General features: G+C 60.7%; 20 protein-coding genes. 6 read left to right on the plus strand and 14 right to left on the minus strand.

Annotation, left to right across the window (positions count from 1 at the left end):
* Window positions 1-44 precede the first annotated feature (44 nt).
* Genes LDN82_RS18850 through mpaB form a run of 6 tightly spaced genes read right to left on the minus strand, consistent with a single transcriptional unit; the run spans window position 45 to window position 4072 of the window.
* The gene (locus LDN82_RS18850; RefSeq protein WP_224088985.1) at window positions 45-182 is read right to left on the minus strand and encodes a daptide-type RiPP; all 138 of its coding nucleotides are present in this window, start codon (window positions 180-182) and stop codon (window positions 45-47) included.
* Window positions 183-242: 60 nt separating this feature from the next.
* Window positions 243-368, minus strand: a complete 126-nt coding sequence (locus LDN82_RS22600; protein ID WP_263422270.1) for a daptide-type RiPP — start codon at window positions 366-368, stop codon at window positions 243-245.
* Between the two features lie 47 nt (window positions 369-415).
* Window positions 416-559, minus strand: coding sequence for a daptide-type RiPP (locus tag LDN82_RS18855; RefSeq protein ID WP_224165398.1), 144 nt, complete (start codon window positions 557-559; stop codon window positions 416-418).
* A gap of 5 nt (window positions 560-564) precedes the next feature.
* Entirely contained in the window at window positions 565-1779 is a 1215-nt protein-coding gene (mpaC, locus tag LDN82_RS18860) for a daptide-type RiPP biosynthesis dehydogenase (RefSeq protein WP_224165399.1), read from the minus strand.
* Complete coding sequence (mpaD, locus tag LDN82_RS18865) at window positions 1776-3056, minus strand: daptide-type RiPP biosynthesis aminotransferase (protein WP_224165400.1); 1281 nt, start codon at window positions 3054-3056, stop codon at window positions 1776-1778. The genes mpaC and mpaD overlap by 4 nt, the downstream gene beginning before the upstream one ends.
* Window positions 3053-4072, minus strand: a complete 1020-nt coding sequence (gene mpaB, locus LDN82_RS18870) for a daptide biosynthesis RiPP recognition protein (RefSeq protein WP_224165401.1) — start codon at window positions 4070-4072, stop codon at window positions 3053-3055. The genes mpaD and mpaB overlap by 4 nt, the downstream gene beginning before the upstream one ends.
* Window positions 4073-4235: 163 nt before the next feature.
* Between mpaB and LDN82_RS18875 the strand changes: the two genes are divergently transcribed.
* From LDN82_RS18875 to LDN82_RS18885, 3 genes are all read left to right on the plus strand, one after another.
* The gene (locus tag LDN82_RS18875; RefSeq protein WP_224165402.1) at window positions 4236-4661 is read left to right on the plus strand and encodes a hypothetical protein; all 426 of its coding nucleotides are present in this window, start codon (window positions 4236-4238) and stop codon (window positions 4659-4661) included.
* A gap of 242 nt (window positions 4662-4903) precedes the next feature.
* Complete coding sequence (locus LDN82_RS18880; protein ID WP_224165403.1) at window positions 4904-5707, plus strand: hypothetical protein; 804 nt, start codon at window positions 4904-4906, stop codon at window positions 5705-5707.
* Window position 5708: 1 nt separating this feature from the next.
* The gene (locus tag LDN82_RS18885) at window positions 5709-5876 is read left to right on the plus strand and encodes a hypothetical protein (RefSeq protein WP_224165404.1); all 168 of its coding nucleotides are present in this window, start codon (window positions 5709-5711) and stop codon (window positions 5874-5876) included.
* A 112-nt stretch (window positions 5877-5988) separates the two neighbouring features.
* On the opposite strand, the gene LDN82_RS18890 is transcribed toward LDN82_RS18885, so the two are convergent.
* Genes LDN82_RS18890 through LDN82_RS18905 form a run of 4 tightly spaced genes read right to left on the minus strand, consistent with a single transcriptional unit; the run spans window position 5989 to window position 9690 of the window.
* Window positions 5989-6288, minus strand: coding sequence for a hypothetical protein (locus LDN82_RS18890; RefSeq protein ID WP_224165405.1), 300 nt, complete (start codon window positions 6286-6288; stop codon window positions 5989-5991).
* Window positions 6252-7310, minus strand: a complete 1059-nt coding sequence (locus LDN82_RS18895) for an MFS transporter (protein WP_224165406.1) — start codon at window positions 7308-7310, stop codon at window positions 6252-6254. Before LDN82_RS18895 ends, LDN82_RS18890 begins: the two co-directional genes overlap by 37 nt.
* Window positions 7307-8902, minus strand: coding sequence for an AMP-binding protein (locus LDN82_RS18900; RefSeq protein ID WP_224165407.1), 1596 nt, complete (start codon window positions 8900-8902; stop codon window positions 7307-7309). Before LDN82_RS18900 ends, LDN82_RS18895 begins: the two co-directional genes overlap by 4 nt.
* A gap of 23 nt (window positions 8903-8925) precedes the next feature.
* On the minus strand, window positions 8926-9690 hold the full coding sequence (locus LDN82_RS18905) for an enoyl-CoA hydratase/isomerase family protein (protein WP_224165408.1): 765 nt from the start codon (window positions 9688-9690) through the stop codon (window positions 8926-8928).
* Between the two features lie 115 nt (window positions 9691-9805).
* Here LDN82_RS18905 and LDN82_RS18910 point away from each other — a divergent pair, with 115 nt between their 5' ends.
* Complete coding sequence (locus tag LDN82_RS18910) at window positions 9806-10699, plus strand: LysR substrate-binding domain-containing protein (protein WP_224088999.1); 894 nt, start codon at window positions 9806-9808, stop codon at window positions 10697-10699.
* Between the two features lie 96 nt (window positions 10700-10795).
* Window positions 10796-11179, plus strand: coding sequence for a DUF1304 family protein (locus LDN82_RS18915; protein ID WP_224165409.1), 384 nt, complete (start codon window positions 10796-10798; stop codon window positions 11177-11179).
* A 632-nt stretch (window positions 11180-11811) separates the two neighbouring features.
* Here the strand turns inward: LDN82_RS18915 and LDN82_RS18925 are convergent.
* Together LDN82_RS18925 and LDN82_RS18930 are read right to left on the minus strand one after the other, a co-directional pair.
* Window positions 11812-12495: a type 1 glutamine amidotransferase domain-containing protein gene (locus tag LDN82_RS18925; protein ID WP_224165411.1), complete on the minus strand. Its 684-nt coding sequence runs from the start codon at window positions 12493-12495 to the stop codon at window positions 11812-11814.
* A gap of 33 nt (window positions 12496-12528) precedes the next feature.
* Complete coding sequence (locus LDN82_RS18930; RefSeq protein WP_224165412.1) at window positions 12529-13128, minus strand: TetR-like C-terminal domain-containing protein; 600 nt, start codon at window positions 13126-13128, stop codon at window positions 12529-12531.
* An 86-nt stretch (window positions 13129-13214) separates the two neighbouring features.
* On the opposite strand from LDN82_RS18930, the gene LDN82_RS18935 reads away from it, so the two are divergent.
* Entirely contained in the window at window positions 13215-14156 is a 942-nt protein-coding gene (locus tag LDN82_RS18935; protein WP_224165413.1) for an NAD-dependent epimerase/dehydratase family protein, read from the plus strand.
* On the opposite strand, the gene LDN82_RS18940 is transcribed toward LDN82_RS18935, so the two are convergent.
* Together LDN82_RS18940 and LDN82_RS18945 are read right to left on the minus strand one after the other, a co-directional pair.
* Window positions 14149-15318, minus strand: a complete 1170-nt coding sequence (locus LDN82_RS18940; protein ID WP_224165414.1) for a Gfo/Idh/MocA family oxidoreductase — start codon at window positions 15316-15318, stop codon at window positions 14149-14151. The two genes, LDN82_RS18935 and LDN82_RS18940, sit on opposite strands and share 8 nt — an antisense overlap.
* Before the next feature lie 4 nt (window positions 15319-15322).
* Window positions 15323-16072, minus strand: a complete 750-nt coding sequence (locus LDN82_RS18945) for a ThuA domain-containing protein (RefSeq protein ID WP_224165415.1) — start codon at window positions 16070-16072, stop codon at window positions 15323-15325.

The raw sequence follows: 16072 nt of genomic DNA on the forward strand, positions 1-16072 counted from the left end.
ACACGCGGGCGGCAGCGAAAGGTCGCGCCGCCCGCGTGCACCAGCTAGGTGGCGGCGATTCCGACAAAGATGCCGGCGATGATGATGACGTCACCAACGCGCATGTACCACGGCGTATCGTCCGGGGTGTCGAGGTTCTCCAGTTCTTCGATGGTCAGCTGCAAGTTCGGGTTTGCGATCATTCCGTTCTCCTTTCTTTGTTGTTGCTCTTTTGTTGTTGGCCCGTTCCGTTTCCGGGACGGTTAGGTAATGCTGACGGCGATAATGCCGATGGCAACTCCCTGGGACACTCCGATGAACCAGTTGTTGAAGTCCGGGGTTTCCAGCGACTCGATCTCCTGGATGGAGATGTTGAGCTGTTTCTGCATTTGCGTTCACCTCCCTTCGCTGCGGGTTGAAGGACTGCGCGTATTCGTCAGGTAATGCTGACGGCGATCCCGATCAATGCGAGGCCCACGGTGATGCCGTGGATGCGTTCGCTCCAGTCGTCAGGGACGTCGATGCTTTCCAGTTCCTGGACGTTGAGGTCCAAGGTCCTGGGTGCAAGAGTGCTGCTCATGGTGCTCACCCCCTTTCCCTTACCGCTCGTAGCTCGCCCACTGGGCCTGGCAAGATTTGTTGTTCCAGCCCTGCTTTGGAGAGGACATGCTGGATCTGCACGGCATCAATGCCCCGCAGCATCGGCAGCCCACCGCCCCAGTTCTGGAGGGCGGCCTCGGAAGTCTTCATCAACGCCTGCTCCCCGATGACGTCCAGACCCGCAATGCCCCACCGCCACATCAATTGGTTGATGCCTTTGGCGGGGTTGGGATCCAATGAAGGATCCGCATCTACAACCACGGACCAGAGCTTCAGGAGTCTTTGTTGGTCTCCCCAGGCTGCGTTTCCCTTGGCTATCTCAGCCCAGATGGGACCCATCACCGAGGCGGTGGCGGTCATCTTTCGGGCCCCAGTGACGTGGGCGAGTTCGTTGGCGACATACCAGTGCTTCGCTCCGTACGGATCACGGCCGATCAGGGCCCAGCCGGTGTGGGTCTCCATGCTGAGGTGGGCTGCCGTCAGTCTCAGCTCGGGCGCATCCTCACGTGTCACTCGATTCCCGAGCCGGACGATCCGCGCCAAAAGTGAGTGACCGTCGTCGTCGAACACGCTTGGGCTGCTGCCAATCATGGTCCCTGCCACCCGGAGGAACGCCTCAAGCAAACCTTCGAAAAGCAGCTGCGTGGGCAGAGTGGCGAGATTGTCGGCGTCGAGCACGGCCACGTCACCTGTGAGGTGACGTGAGGAGATCAAACGGCGTCCGACGGCGGTGTCCAGGCACGCTACTGCGCTGACTTCAGCGCCGGTCCCCACGGTTGACGGCATGAGGATGGTGCGGGAGCGCTCGTTTGGATAGGCGACTGGAGGCAGGACTACCAGACCCGAACGTTTGGCATGGCGTTCGACGAAGACCGTGAGGCTCGGGTCCGCAGTGAACAATGCCGCGAGTTTCACTGCATCCATCACGGAACCGCCGCCAAGTCCCACAACTGTCCGAAGTCCGTGTTTGCGGACAAAGCTGCCCACAACCCGCAGGGTTTCGACTGTGACCGGGGCAGCGTTCAGCTCCAGTGTTGGCGCTCCCTTTAGGTCGCGCGCCAACAACGCATCCCTCTGACCCGTGAGTGCCTTGTCCACCACGAGTCCGGTCCGGCCACGGGTGAGTCCGCCGATATATTTGGGTGCCATCCCTGGGTCGAGGACGACGCATCGCGTGTTCCATATGCGATCGGCGATCATGCGAAAACACCATCGCGTTCCGCCTTTGCCAGCCCATCGACCATGGCCGCATGCAGTTCCCCGAAGTTCTCCCGTGTATAGATCAGTGCTGGCAGCAGCTGGATCCGGCCTGGCCCAGGCTGCACGATTGCCCCGGCTTGATGGATCCGCCGGACGACCGCCAGGACACCGTTCGGAGAAAGGGGTGATCCACTGTCGGTTCGCAGCAGGACGCCCCGCAAGCACCCCCGTCCAGAGGACCCGGCAACCCCTGGACTTGCCTGGAGTTTGGCAATGAGCTGGTCGAGGCCTTCTGACACCCGGTGAGTCAGAGTGTTGTGATCCAGCCTTTTCATCTCGGAGATCGTGGCGAGAACCGCGGCAGAGGTAGCTGGGGTTCCGGCTTGGGTTTCGCCGTGGACAAAGACGGCCTCGTTCTTATCGAAGAGCTGGCTTATGCGCTGGCCGATGAGGAGGGCGGCACATGCGCTGGTGCCGTTGGTAAGTCCCTTGGAAGTGACAACGACGTCCGGGGCTTCCCGCCACTCATCTGAAGCGAACCACCCTCCGATACGGCCGAACCCGGTGGCGACTTCGTCAGCTACGACGAGGAAGCCATGCTCATCCCGGTGTTTGAGGAGTGCAGCCAGGAAGGCGTCCGGTACAACTTCCGCACCCGAACCAAGGACGGGCTCAACCACCACTGCTGCTACGCGGTGTCCCTCCCTTGTCAGGAGTCGGGCCAGCTCCGCGCCGTCGTCGTCGAACCGGATATGCCGGATGTTACGCCTGTCCACACCATATACGGCTTGGCCGAGGTCGTCGCCGCTGAGTGCCTGGCTGCCGTAGGTGAGCCCGTGGTAGCTGCCGCTTAGCCCGATGACGAGTTTGCGTTCGGGTTGTTTGTCCAGGACGAAGTAGTGGCGCGCGAGTTTCATAACGGCGTCGTTGGCGGCACCTCCGGACGTCGAGAAGAGAACGCGCTCGAAGTGATGCTTCGGCAATTCAAGGAGTGCCGTGGCTGCCTCAATGGCCTTGCGGTGCGCAGTCCGGAAAAGCGGCAGGTAGGACGCTGTTTCCAGTTCATCGGCTATTGACTCTGCAATCTGTGCATTCCCATAGCCAAGGTTCGTGTTCCACAGGCCGCTCTTTGCGCAGAGTCGTCGCTGCCCGTCCTCGAAATTTACATGGACCCCCTGGGCCCTGACCGCTGTGTAGCTTGCTGCCTCGAAATCGTGCTGGCTTACAAGTGGAACCCAGAGCGGGATCTGTGCCTGGTGTTTTAGAGGTACGGTCATCGTTTAGTGCCGATGAGGTCAATGCCGAGCTGCTCGAACTGATTCAGGATTGCCGTCACGGATCCTGTTGCTACGGCCTCTGGGAGGTTGAGGGCCGGCGCTATGAGCGCGGCAGCAGCGCTGACGTCCTGCAGGTTGGAGATGGCCTCGATGATGGTAGCTGCGTCAATCCCGACCTTGAAGACGCGTCCGGACTTGGTGTCCAAAAGACTGTGCTCGCCACCATGTCGAATGATGAACGGCGCACCGGGCGATGGCAGCTCGCCATTTGTGGATGCTCCGTAGAGGCTTAGGCCGAAGCCAACAAATTGAGTGCTTGCACGGTCCTCCCTGAAGATGAACTTCCAGGCATCCAACGCTGCCAGGTAGCGGGGAATCCATGGTCTGGCTGCCAGCGATTCGCGAACACTACGGGGGTCGCGGATGGAGGCAATCGAAGACTCCGGCTGGAGCGCGAGCGATCTTCTTTGGAGATCGGAAAAGGGATCGCCAATTCGGCCGATCTTCGCGCCGTACGGACCACTGAGGACTGTTCCGTCGGCCGCAATGTGCAGCCTCGCGAGATCCTGGCAGCTTTGTCCGGTCAACAATCCGCGTTCGGCCAAGACGGCATTGACCTCGATGAGCTGACGAATAAAGTGGCCCGAACGGCGGGCTTCGTCGGCGTCGTCGAAGAATGCCAGCCAGTCATCGTCGGAGGTGATGCGGACGAGCGTGACCCCCACAAGATTCACGAAGGGAATGGCTACGTAATCCTGAATCTCCAGGCTGAGCGTGCCGTTCACCAAGAGTTCTTCTCCGGTGGCATCGAACGAGCCGGACACGGCTGTGATGGCTTCGTCGTCCCTGTCGCCATTGAGGGCAAGGATGACGGAGCCCTCACCGGCCAATGTTTTTGCGTAGTCAGTGTGCTCGGGATTCTCCACGAAAACTACATGGCCTGCGATGCGCCCCGGTATGCCGGTAATCCACTGATCTACCGCCGCGGCAATGGTCTGTTGTTCATTCAGCGTCAATTACCCAACCCCCAATAGTTTCCCTCGTTCTTGGAACGAAGCTATGGGCTGGAGAAGGTGCCACAGAGGAGGAAATCGAAACTAGGTGGTGGAATGCCCCAAAGATAAGTGCCGCGTGGGGCTATCTAGGTGGAGGGGAATGGTGGTCTAGGTGGTGGAATCAATGCCCGATCATGTCGAGGCAGCCGCCATCCATGACGCCTCCACCTGGGGCGATGTCCACCTCGCCATCCAGCGACACGTATCCATAGACGCAACCGGCAGTGAAGAATCTTTGGGGAAACCTACGATGAACGCGAACTCAGCCAAGCGGATCCGAAGCTACTGGCTAGGTTTAGCCATCTCTTATGGGCTGGCCCTCACTGTTGCGACCGTGACCGATCGGGAGACCGCCTCAGATGCACCAGCAATTAGCCTCCTCGCGTCTGCCTTCACGGCCGCGGCGATCCTCATTCATGGAACGTCCATAGCGATCTGGGCCGGACCCCTCCTGGGTGGGGTCAGCGCCGTCGTCATGTATTTGGTGCTGGCCAAGTATGGACGGTTCTACAGTTCGTGTTCTGCGGGCGCGGATCGGCCTTCCGAATAGGCAATTCATGACGCGTAGTCGTGACTGCCACAGACCCCGACGGAGTCAAGGCCACCTTCTATTTGTCGCGGGGACAGCATGCCAAGGGCAGCACTTTCTAATGAATTGACTGGAAATGAAACGATGATTCGTCTATAGTGCCTAATCTATTTTTGGGTGCGCTCATATGACTTGCTGTTCGCCACGACGTCCTATACTGTGATCCATGCATTAATTCAGCAACAGAAATATTTGGGGGAAAAATGGGGAAATTACCTAAGCAAATGGCCGTTATCGCAAGCGCGGCCCTGCTTATCGGACTTGCGGCCACGCCGGCGAGTGCCGAAGTCGGAAAGAAGCTCTCCAATGCTGAAATTGAAGCGCAAATTGATCAGTTTGTTGCAAACAACCCTCAGGACATTGTTGGGCTCAACAAACTTTCAAAGAAGTTGACGGGACAGAGCACCCGAATCTCGCTGAACAATGAGGGTGAGGTCAGCGCGGAGCATGCCCAAGCTGTCCTGAATGGCGAGAGCACGGGGCTTCAGCCGATGGCTTTCCCGCAGGACGCCTTCAATGTCTTCGTCACGTACGTGCCGCTGGCACAGGGAAGCCGCCAGTTGAAGGTCTATGGCCAGTGGAACTGGCGGGATGACTTCGTCGGCCAAGGCGCCCCCGAGGACTTGGCTTCCTTGCAGTTCACTTATCCTGACTGTGTTCGGCACGGAAATCTCCTGGCCAATACCGGCAAGTATGATGGAACGGTCACCAATCGTGCCACCCTGCGGGACGCCGGTGTGGGCTCAAAGTCCCCCATTTGGAATATTGCAGATGGTACTTCCGGTTTCGCAAACCTGACCGACAATGGGTACGTCACATCGACGCTGAACGCGGCCAATTGCACAGTTGGTGGTCCGGCGCAGGTGGGAATTGCATTCTCATACGAGGCAAACCGTGGTGGGAGTGTCGCCAGCGTGTCTGTTGGTTGGGGATTCCTGAACATTGGATATAACAGCCAGGGTGACGTCCTGCGCAAGTCTTCCCAGCCGATCTATGGAGCCCTCTAACTTGGATCTCACTCTCACGCTTTTTGTACCGCTGATCTTTGCGGCAATATTCCTGTATGTCCTTTACGGTGTCATTTATCGTGCCGTAAAGAATGCAATCAAGGATGCTCGTCGTGAACTTGAAAACGATGCGTTGACCAGCCACGATTCCGGCGGTGCTGAGTCGTAGATTTTGATCTCATGCAGCGAGCCCCGAGATAGCCCTCGGGGCTCGCTGTTGTACGGCAAAGACTCATGGATACTTGATTCCTGCTTTCGAAGCAAGCATCAGTGACAAAACCCTACAGAACCGTCGTCCTCGACAATGACAGATCCTTCGTCTCGCGGAAGAACAACACCACAACCACCGCGGACACCAGAGCCATGCCCATCAGGTAGAACGCCGGAGCCAACGGCGTCCCAAAGCCAGCCACCAATCCGGTCGCCACGAACGGAGCCGTCCCACCGAACAGGACGTAGGCCAAGGTGTAACCGATCGCAGACCCGGAAGCACGGACCGATGAAGGGAACATCTCCACCAGGGCCGGAACGTTGGACGTACCAATCACCGCAACCAAAGCACCCAGGACGCTGGTGCCCAAGATCGCGAACCGAGTCCCAACGGCATGATGGAGAATGCCGGAATGGTCATCACCACAAAGCCAACACACGCCACCAGCAGCATCCGCTTGCGGCCGTAACGGTCGCTGGCACGTGCGGCCAGAGGGCACACTGCTGTGTACACCAGCATCGTGACTACGCTCGTGATCATCGATTCAGTGCTTGAGTAGTGAAGGCTCGAGGTCATGTACGCGATCATGTAGCTGCTCATCAGGTAGTAAGCGATCGCGTTGGTGATGCTGTAGCCAAACAGTGTGAAGATCTGCCGTGCGCAAAGCCGGATGGCATCACCCAAGGGCTTCTTCGCCACGTTGCCCCGTTTCTCCAGGCCACGGAACACCGGAGTGTCGTCCACCCTGGACCGGATGTAGAGGCCAATGAGGCCGAGCGGGGCTGCGAGCAGGAAGGGGATTCGCCAGCCCCAAGCCTGAAGGTCGGCCGGGCTCAGAGTCGCAGTAATGGCCGCGCCGAGCAACGCACCGGCAACCGAAGCCAGGCCGACAGTGGCCGGGATGATGCTGGCGTACGTGGCGCGCTTACCTTCCGGCGCATACTCCACGATGAACGCCGACGAGCCCGTGTACTCACCACCTGTCGTGAAGCCCTGAACCGCACGGAACAAGAAGAGCAGGATCGGAGCCCACACGCCGATCACGGCAAAAGTCGGCAGGATACCGATGCAGAACGTCGCAGCGCTCATGATCAGCACGCACAGCCCAAGCATCTTGTTCCTGCCAATCCGGTCACCGTAACGTCCAAAGAAGGCCGCGCCGAGCGGCCTGGCGATGAAGCCGCCGGCGAAGATCGCCCACACGGCCAGGAGTGACGCCGTCGTTGAATAGTCCGGGAAGAAGAGCTTCGCGATGGTGACGGACATGACCGCATAAGCCGCGGAGTCGAACCATTCGACAAAATTTCCGACGGCGGCTGCCGCAGCGACGCGCTTGAGGCTGCGCCGGGGGGAAGACTCAGTTTCAGCGACTTTCTCGGTCATCGTATTCATGATTGTTGTCCTTCGATGCGGGGAGAGGCTACAACGTGTGGGAGTTCGCGGAGCTGGGCCCGCTGGACTTTTCCGGTGGCCGACTTAGGCAGCGCGGAGACGTATTCAATGAATCGCGGGTAAGCGAAGCGGGAGAAGTTCTCCTTCACATGCGCCACGATGGTTTCGCTCAGGTCCGCTCCCCCAGCGTGACCGGGCATCAGTTCGATCCAGGCCTTGATGGACTGGCCGCGGAGCTCATCGGGCACGCCGGTCACCGACACGTCCCGCACGGGATCGAGTTCGCGAATGACTGCCTCCAGCTCGTACGGCCCCACACGGTAGCCGGACGTTTTGATGACGTCATCGGTCCTCCCCAGGAACCAGAAGTAGCCGTCGTCATCCGCGTAGGCTTGGTCCTTCGTGTGGTACCAATCGCCACCGAACGCGGCGGCTGACGCCTCCGGCATATTCCAGTATCCCAAGGGAAACTGCGGGTTGGATCGGGCACGCAGGCAGATCTCACCGGTCTCGCCGGCCGCCACTTCCTGCCCAACCTCGTCCAGCAACCGGACCTCCCAACCGGGCAGCGGCTTGCCCATCGAGCCCGGCTTCACCGGGACCTCGGGGTAGTTGCCCAGCAGCGGATAAGACTCCGTCGAGCCGTAGTAGTCCAGCAGGGTCACCCCGTACTGCGACTGGAACCAAGCGATCAAGTCCGGCGTCAGCGGCTCGTTGGACGAGCAAACCGTCCGCAGGGACAGCGGGAAGCGAGTACCGGCGTCGGGCACGTCCTCGCGCATCTTGCGCAAGAACGTCGGATTGACCAGGGCGCTGGTGACGCGGTGGCGGCTCATGGCGTCCAGCAGCGCTGCGGGGTCAAAGCCGCCTTCCGGCCGGAACACGAGGTGCGTGGCGCCGAGCCGAAGCGGGCCCATGAGTTTGGCGAGCGACCACGCCCAGTCCCCCGCACCGTAGAACACATCGCCGTCGCCGAGTTGGTGGCAGTACTCGAACTCGTTGTGGCCGAGGAGCGTGCGGTGCGCGTGGACGATTCCCTTGGCGCGGCCGGTGGTTCCCGAAGTGTAGAAGATGAGGGCGGGGTCGTCGGCTTTGGTTTCGACGTTCTGGAATTCAGTGGTTTCGGTGGCGATTTCCGGGCTGTCGATGTCGATAAAGGTGCCGTCGTAGTCCTCGAACAGGTGCTTGGCAGACTCCTCGGCGATGATCACCGACGCACCGCTGTCCTCAAGCCTGAATCGGATGGGTTCCGCGGCCCAGAGCAGCGACATCGTGACCAGGATGGCGCCGGTCCGCAGCACGCCCAGATACGCAGCCGGGGTATCGGAGCGCTGCGGCAGCAGGACGGCGACGCGGTCGCCCTTCTTGATGCCGGCTCGTTGGAGGGTTGCTGCGATTTGCCGTGAGCGGTCCTGGATTTCGCCCCAACTCACCTCTCGTTGACCTTCGACGGCGGACTCCAGGATGAGAGCCCGCTTGTCCCTTGGGTGGTGGTCGGCGACGTCGACGGCCATGTTGTAGAGCTCGGGAACCTCCCAGCGGTGGGAGTTTCGTAGTTCGGTGTAGCGGTCTTGGGTTGCTGTGGTTGTCATGGTTTTGCCTCCTGCTTCGCGGCTTAACGGCGGCCAGCGAGGAAGCGGGCCATCTCGCGCTGTGGTTCGCCGGTGCCGTAGGCCTCTCGGTGGACGCGCTTGGCTTCTGCCATGGCGTCCGCCAGGTCGTCATCTTCCAAGCTGCGCAAACGGTTCTTCGTCAGTCGGACCGCACCCGGAGGAAGGAGGCTCAAGCGCGAGGCGAGGTCCTTCGCGTAATCCAGCACGCCGCCGTCGTCCGCCACGTAGTTAAGGAGGCCAAGCCGCTGAGCCTCGGCAGCGTCCACCAGTTCACCGGTGAGGACGAACTGGGAGGTCTTGGACTTGCCGAGGATGCTCCACATGGCCCAGATCCCGGTGATGCTGGGGATGCCGGAGAGGACTTCGGGTTGGCCCATGCGGACTTTGGAGTCGCCGACGCGGAGATCCGCTAGTAGTGAGTACTGGAAACCAGAGCCTGCGGCGACGCCGTTGACTGCGGCAATAGTGATCTGATCGAGGTTGCGGACGGCGCGGTAAAGACGGTCAAAACCGTCAATCCAAGCCTCGGCGGATTCGTGGTCCTCCGGGTTCATGGACGCAGTCTCGGCCAGATCCTGTCCGGCGCAGAAGGCGCGGCCGGTTCCCGTGAGGATGACGGTGCGGATTTCGTCGTTGCCTTTGAGGCCTTCCAGGTGGCCGATGAGTTCGTTGCGCATGGCTTCGGTCCAGGCGTTGAGCTTGTCCGGGCGGTTGAGGGTGATGATGGCGATGGGGCCGTCTTGTTCGAAGAGGACATCTTGGGACATTGGGGCGTTTCCCTTGGTTCGTTGGGCTTCTTGGTTCCCATCTGACCATCGGCAATTGTGACCCGTCTAACATCAATATCTACTCGCCTTGATACCAAACTGATATGGTGCGCAGATGGACCTCCACCATCTCAAGTACTTTGTGGTGCTCTCCGAGGAGCTCCATTTCGGCCGCGCGGCACAGCGTCTGCATATGGCCCAGCCGCCACTTTCGCAGCGGATCAAGGACCTGGAGAAAGAACTCGGGGTGCAGTTGTTCCATCGGCGACGCACTGGCGTCGAGCTTTCCGAGGCCGGGGCCTTGCTGCTGGAACACGCGCGCGGAGTCCTGGATCACGTGGCCATGGCGCAGGAATCGATGCGGCGGATCCGGCCTGGCGCTTCGGGCATCCTGCAGGTGGCAGTGCCGCCGGATACGAACCCCGTGGCGCTGTCCACGATGGTTTCTTCGTTTAGCTCGCTTGCGCCTGATGTCCTGTTGAACCTGCACGAGCTCACCACCGTGGAGCAGGTTGAGCGACTGCGCGACGGCGAACTGGACGTTGCGGTGGTCCGTCACCCCTTGAGCAGCGTGGGTTTCGAGTCGGGGCCGGTGTTCTCGCGTGCATTGGGTGTGGTGCTGAATGCCTCGCACCCGTTGGCTTCTGCGTCTTCTGTGCGCTTGGGCGACTTGGCCGGGAGCTCGCTGATCATCTTCCCGCGGCACATGGCCCCCACCTTATACGACTCGTTCCTGCACACCTGCCGGGACGCTGGGTACTTGCCGGCGGCAATTGTTCATGCCAGGAACCAGCACTTCACACACGGACTGATCCTGGCCGGCCGGGGTGTGCACTTCAATGAGGAGCCGTGGACGCCCCTTCCCGCTGGAATTGTGTGGCGGCCGCTGGTGGGCGATCCGTTGGCTTGGCGGACGTCGGCGCTGTGGTTGAAGAGCCGGAGGTCAGCGGAGACGGATGCGTTTGTTGCGGCTGTAGGGGCGGGGCTCAGTGCGGGCGGGCATGGGTAGCGGACCACGTTTGCCACCACCCTTGAAGGTCTTCGCGCCTGAAGCGTAACCTGCACGCAGAGAAGCGGAAATTGCAGGATTCGCTAGGAGCACGGCATGAATCTGCTGAGCCAGATACTCGCGGGATCTACCGGCCTCGCGCTGATCAGCGTTGGCATCCTGGAGATCTTCTTCCATGGCGATCAACGTTTCCACCGGATCTTTCTCATCCGACCTGACGACGTGCAGGCGGTGCGGATGTGGGCGATGAACGTTGGCGCCTACAACATCACCTTTGGGCTTGGAATAGCCGTAGGTCTGTGGCTGGTGAACTTCTCTGGCACTCCCGCCAGTGGGTTGGCCATAATTATCTTCTGCTGCGCCTGCCACGTCCTCCTTGGTTTCTGGCTGTGGGTAACGGAGAAGCGCCTTCTGGTCAGCGCCATCGGCCAGGCGCTCTTTCCCGGACTAGCGATCGTTTTCTACATTCTCTTTCGGTAGAAGGGGTGCCGACCGGATCCTTGTAGCGGTATTTTCCGTTGTTTGCGTCAACAGCGGCGCCCGTAAGAGGATCCTCTATCGGACGCTCTGGTGCTTTCCTCTGAGAGCCTGGGCGTTAGGCCAGCCGCAGCCTGAGGGCATCCCTCACCGGACATCGCTCACTCGTCCTTCTCAGCCTCCGCATGACTCTTAAGTGAGGGGGCCGGCCCGCCCGTCTGCTCCGGCACGTCGCTTCGGGCTTGACCGTCCTGAACGAAAGTAATCCTAATTTGGCTACCCCGCTCAAGGACCGACCCAGCGGACGGATCTTGGGAGGTTACCCAGAACAGCCCTGGCCACGTACGCGAACGGAGTCCAGGCCCGTCAGGGTCCCCGGCGGCGAGACCAAACCCAATGTTCGCCGCCATCTCTTGGGCAATGTGCACAGGCTGCCCAACGAGATCAGGAACAGTCAGCTTCGGACGTTCATCCATCTCTTCTCCTTTGAGCCTGACCAGCTAGAACGGTGAAACCAACCTTCTTCCGTCGCCAAAAATACCGCCGGTGGGTCAGCCGGGCCTGGTCAACCCGGCTTCTCGGTTCCAAAAGCGCGCTTTAGTTTGGCCAGCTGGGTGCCCGCTGAAGGATCCTTTTTAGAGAAGTGCGGCGATCTTCTCCGCGGTCACCTTTGCAGAAGCCGGGTTCTGCCCCGTAACGAGTTTGCCGTCAGAGATGGCGTAGGGCACGAACGGGAGCAGGGCCTTTTCATACAACGCCCCGCGCTTTTTCATTTCTTCCTCTGAGTTGTAAGGCACGAGCTTATCCACCCGGGCAAGGACTTCTTCCTGCCACGCGAAGCCGGTTACTTTCCGGCCCTCCACAAGGAGACTGCCGTCGGAAAGCCTGGTGTTGAGCAGGCCGCAGTATCCATGGCAGACCGAGGATACGATGCCTCCTTGTTCCCAGATGTCACGGGTGATCTTTTGCAATCCTTCGCTGTCAGGAAAGTCGTACATGACCGCATGGCCCCCGGTGAAGTAAATGGCGTCGAAATCCGCCGAATTAATGCTCTCCGGGCCGGCGGTATTTTCAAGAAGCGCCATTCGGGACGGGTCAGCGTGCCACGACTTGGCTGCCTTGTCGTAGCTGGGGAACTTCAGTGAGCGTGGCTCCAAAGGTGCAAAGCCTCCCTGCGGGCTGACGATTGCCTGCTCGAAACCGTGTTCCTCAAACACGTCCCAGGCGTGAACCAGTTCGGACAGCCATAAACCGGTAGGGTGCGACGGGTCGTCATAGTGGCTGACATTGGTGACAACGTGGAGGATGCGTTTTGTCATGCTCGTTCTCCTGGAGGTGTAAGCGGATCGGGACTAGCTGGCGGACTTCTTGTCATTGAGCGCAAAGATCGCCGCAACCGCCGACTTGACGCGATCGGCAACGTCTGAGCTGGCTTGAGGCTGCAGCTTGCCGTCGAGGTGAAGGAACGCCAAGCCGTGCGCCATGCTCCACAGCGCGAGGGACAGGTGAGAGTTGTTCGCCCCGGGTAAGAGCCGCTCGATTGATTGGTTCAACATCTCGTGAAGCTGCTCCGAAGCCTGCACGCGTTCACTGTCCCTCTCGTCGCATTCGTTGCCGAACATCAACCGGAACACGGCCGGCCGCTTCAAAGCGAACCCGACATAGGCCACTCCGAGTGCCGCGATCACCTCCTCCGGCGCCGCGGGCTCAGCCACGTCAGTCAACGCAGCCTCGAGGTCCGCTCGGAGATCCCCGAACCCTTCGATCGCCACCGCGCTGTCAAGCGCGTCCCTGTCCGCAAAATGCCGGTATGGCGCTGTGGGCGACACTCCTGCGCGACGAGCGACGGCCCTCAAAGAGAACGTCTCCCCCGCCTCCAGGCTCTCAATAGCGGCAGCGAGCAGGGCTGCACGGAGGTCGCCGTGGTGATAAGGCTTTACCGATGTTGACACTGCTAACTTTGCCTCCTACGCTGATGTAAGCAGTGTAAACATATCGCATTACGAATGCGATGTCACCTATTCAGCGGAGCTCGAAAATGCAGACAATACTGGGCGCAAGCGGCCAGATAGCGATGGAACTCGCCAGGGAGCTTCACCGCAACCACACCCAGGACCTGCGGCTCGTGAGCCGCAATCCGCGCAAGGTCAACGAGTCAGATGCACTGGTGAAAGCGGACTTGCTCGAGTCTTCCCAGACCACCGCGGCAGTTGAGGGCAGCGACGTCGTGTATTTCACCGCCGGACTTCCGGCGAACAGCGAGCTGTGGGAGGCCCAGTTCCCCACGATGCTCCGCAGCGCGTTGGACGCATCCCGGGCTACGGGCGCCAAATTCGTCTATTTCGACAACACCTACATGTACCCCCAGGACGACCGCGTCCAGACTGAACTGACCCCCTTTACTCCCAACGGGCGCAAGGGCAAGGTCCGCGCCGCCATGGCATCCATGGTGCTTGAGGAGATGGCCCGGGGCGATATTCCCGTTCTCATCGGCCGGGCGCCCGAGTTCTATGGGCCGGGCCGGACGCAGAGCTTCACAAATGCCCTGATCATCGAGCCCCTGAAGGCCGGCAAGAAACCCCGCATCCCGGTGCGGGATGACCGGGAGCGGACGCTGATCTGGACTCCCGACGCGAGCCGTGCGCTTGCCCTCCTGGGCAACCGGCCAGCCGCTTTCGGCCAGACCTGGCATCTCCCTGTCCCACAGGAGCGCCTCAACTACCGGGAGTTCGCCACCTTGGCGTCGGAAGCCTTCGGCCAGAACCCCGGCTACACCGTCGTGCCGCGGTGGGCCCTGAACGCGGCTGGCCTTTTCTCTCCACAGGTTCGCGAAGTAAGGGAACTCCTGCCGCGCTACGCCCACCACAACCGCTTCGACTCCACTAAGTTCACCTCGCATTTCCCTGAGTTCGCCGTGACGCCCTATCGAGATGGGCTCGCCATCATCCATGCGGAAGCCAACGTAGTCCGGGCTAGCTGACGCCAACCCGTTCCCGAACGGCCGTCACCATGCTCTTGTTTCCGGCAGACTCCTCGACGGCGGCCAACACTCGCTGGATTTGGAGCCCGTCAGCGAACGACGGCGACGGCGGCTCGCCCGCGCTGATGGCCAACAGGAAGTCCCGGGTCTGGTGCGTGAAGGTGTGTTCCCAACCGATGATGTGCCCCGGCGGCCACCACGCGCCAGCGTACGGATGCTCGGGCTCGTCGACCAGAATTCGCCGGAACCCCTGCTCCCGCACCGGAAGCGTAGCGTCCAGAAAGCCGAGCTCGTTCAGGTTCTCCAGATCAAACGTCAGCGACCCTAGCGAACCGTAAATTTCGATCTTGAGCGAGTTCTTTTGGCCGGTGGCCACCCGGGATGCCTCCACCGAGGCGCTGATGTTTCCAGTCATTCCCAAGGTGGCCCACGCGGCGTCGTCGACTGTCACTTTTTCCAGACCTCCAGGACCGGGACGCTCGGCAACAAAAGTCCTCAGCGTTCCGGTCACCTCAGTGACGGTTTGGCCCGTGAGGTGTTGGACCTGGTCGATGGCGTGCGAGGCGATATCGCCCAGCGCCCCGGAGCCAGCGGTTTCCTTGCGTAGCCGCCAACTCATGGGGGTTTCGACGTCGGAAAGCCAGTCTTGGTGGTATGCGGCACGGACGTGCCGAATGGTTCCGAGACGACCTTCTGCGATCAGCTCCCGGGCCAATGCCAGCGCCGGAACGCGTCGATAGTTGAACCCGATCATGGACTGCACTCCGCGAGCCTGAGCCGAGGCAGCCGCGTCAGCCATCAACTCAGCCTCACCCAAAGTGTTGGCGAGCGGCTTCTCCACCAGGACGTGCTTGCCCGCTTCCAGGGCCGCGATGGCGATCTCGGCGTGCATCCAGCCCGGGGCGCAGATATCAACAACGTCTATGTCATCCCGCGAGATCACGGAACGCCAATCAGTGGCGGATTCGGCCCAGCCGTACTTGGCGGCAGCCTCGGCCACAAGCGTGGCGTCCCGGCCAACGAGGACTTTCTGCTCAAAGGCCGGGACGTCGAAGAAGCTGGTCACGTTCCGCCATGCGTTCGAATGGGCCTTCCCCATGAAGGCGTAACCGATCGCAGCCACGCCCAGCGGACGGCCAGCGGATAAAGGGAAAGTGGTCATCGTTCTAGCCCTCCTCGAACCATCCCCGCGCAGGATTGGAAACCTCCGGCGCCTCCCGGAAGACACCCGGCTGAGCCACCCAGCCGACGCCGTTGGCGATAACCTTCTGGATCTGCGCCTGGTGGTACACCGGGTATTCCTGATCGCCCGGGCTGAAGTAGAAGATGCGTCCCTTGCCTCGCGAGAAGGTCACGCCTGAGCGGAACACCTCTCCCCCGGTGAACGAGCTGATGAAGATCAGGTCATCGGGTTCCGGAATGTCGAACAGTTCGCCGTACATTTCCTGCTGAGGAATGACGATCGGGCTTTCAATGCCGGCCGCGATCGGGTGCGACGGCTTCACGGTCCACACCAGCTCCCGTTCACCTTCGTTGCGCCACTTCAGCGAGCAAGTAGTACCCAGCAGCCTGGTGAAGATCTTGGCGAAGTGCCCGGAGTGCAGGACCACCAGGCCCATGCCACCGAGTACGTGGCGTTGCACGCGCTCCACCACCTCATCAGCGACTTCCTCATGCGCAATGTGCCCCCACCACAGCAGCACGTCCGTTTGCTTCAGGACTTCCTCGGACAGCCCATGCTCGGGATCTGCCAAGGTGGCTGTGGAAATTTCAGAGTCAGGGTAGTAGGCACGAAGCCCGGCAGCGATGGCGCCATGGATGCCTTCCGGATACATCTCGGCCATCGTTGAAGGATCGTTGCGGGCCTCGTGCACGGCCTCATTCCACACAACAATCTTGAGTTTTGAATCAGACAT

It is taken from the genome of Arthrobacter sp. StoSoilA2, from assembly GCF_019977195.1.
Taxonomy (GTDB): Bacteria; Actinomycetota; Actinomycetes; order Actinomycetales; family Micrococcaceae; genus Arthrobacter.

What these genes read in the sequence shown, in the direction of transcription:
- LDN82_RS18850 (WP_224088985.1), bottom strand. Translation starts at nt 182, where the DNA reads ATGATCGCAAACCCGAACTTGCAGCTGACCATCGAAGAACTGGAGAAC.
- LDN82_RS22600 (WP_263422270.1), bottom strand. Translation starts at nt 368, where the DNA reads ATGCAGAAACAGCTCAACATCTCCATCCAGGAGATCGAGTCGCTGGAA.
- LDN82_RS18855 (WP_224165398.1), bottom strand. Translation starts at nt 559, where the DNA reads ATGAGCAGCACTCTTGCACCCAGGACCTTGGACCTCAACGTCCAGGAA.
- mpaC (WP_224165399.1), bottom strand. Translation starts at nt 1,779, where the DNA reads ATGATCGCCGATCGCATATGGAACACGCGATGCGTCGTCCTCGACCCA.
- mpaD (WP_224165400.1), bottom strand. Translation starts at nt 3,056, where the DNA reads ATGACCGTACCTCTAAAACACCAGGCACAGATCCCGCTCTGGGTTCCA.
- LDN82_RS18875 (WP_224165402.1), top strand. Translation starts at nt 4,236, where the DNA reads ATGCCCGATCATGTCGAGGCAGCCGCCATCCATGACGCCTCCACCTGG.
- LDN82_RS18880 (WP_224165403.1), top strand. Translation starts at nt 4,904, where the DNA reads ATGGGGAAATTACCTAAGCAAATGGCCGTTATCGCAAGCGCGGCCCTG.
- LDN82_RS18895 (WP_224165406.1), bottom strand. Translation starts at nt 7,310, where the DNA reads ATGAATACGATGACCGAGAAAGTCGCTGAAACTGAGTCTTCCCCCCGG.
- LDN82_RS18900 (WP_224165407.1), bottom strand. Translation starts at nt 8,902, where the DNA reads ATGACAACCACAGCAACCCAAGACCGCTACACCGAACTACGAAACTCC.
- LDN82_RS18905 (WP_224165408.1), bottom strand. Translation starts at nt 9,690, where the DNA reads ATGTCCCAAGATGTCCTCTTCGAACAAGACGGCCCCATCGCCATCATC.
- LDN82_RS18910 (WP_224088999.1), top strand. Translation starts at nt 9,806, where the DNA reads ATGGACCTCCACCATCTCAAGTACTTTGTGGTGCTCTCCGAGGAGCTC.
- LDN82_RS18915 (WP_224165409.1), top strand. Translation starts at nt 10,796, where the DNA reads ATGAATCTGCTGAGCCAGATACTCGCGGGATCTACCGGCCTCGCGCTG.
- LDN82_RS18925 (WP_224165411.1), bottom strand. Translation starts at nt 12,495, where the DNA reads ATGACAAAACGCATCCTCCACGTTGTCACCAATGTCAGCCACTATGAC.
- LDN82_RS18935 (WP_224165413.1), top strand. Translation starts at nt 13,215, where the DNA reads ATGCAGACAATACTGGGCGCAAGCGGCCAGATAGCGATGGAACTCGCC.
- LDN82_RS18940 (WP_224165414.1), bottom strand. Translation starts at nt 15,318, where the DNA reads ATGACCACTTTCCCTTTATCCGCTGGCCGTCCGCTGGGCGTGGCTGCG.
- LDN82_RS18945 (WP_224165415.1), bottom strand. Translation starts at nt 16,072, where the DNA reads ATGTCTGATTCAAAACTCAAGATTGTTGTGTGGAATGAGGCCGTGCAC.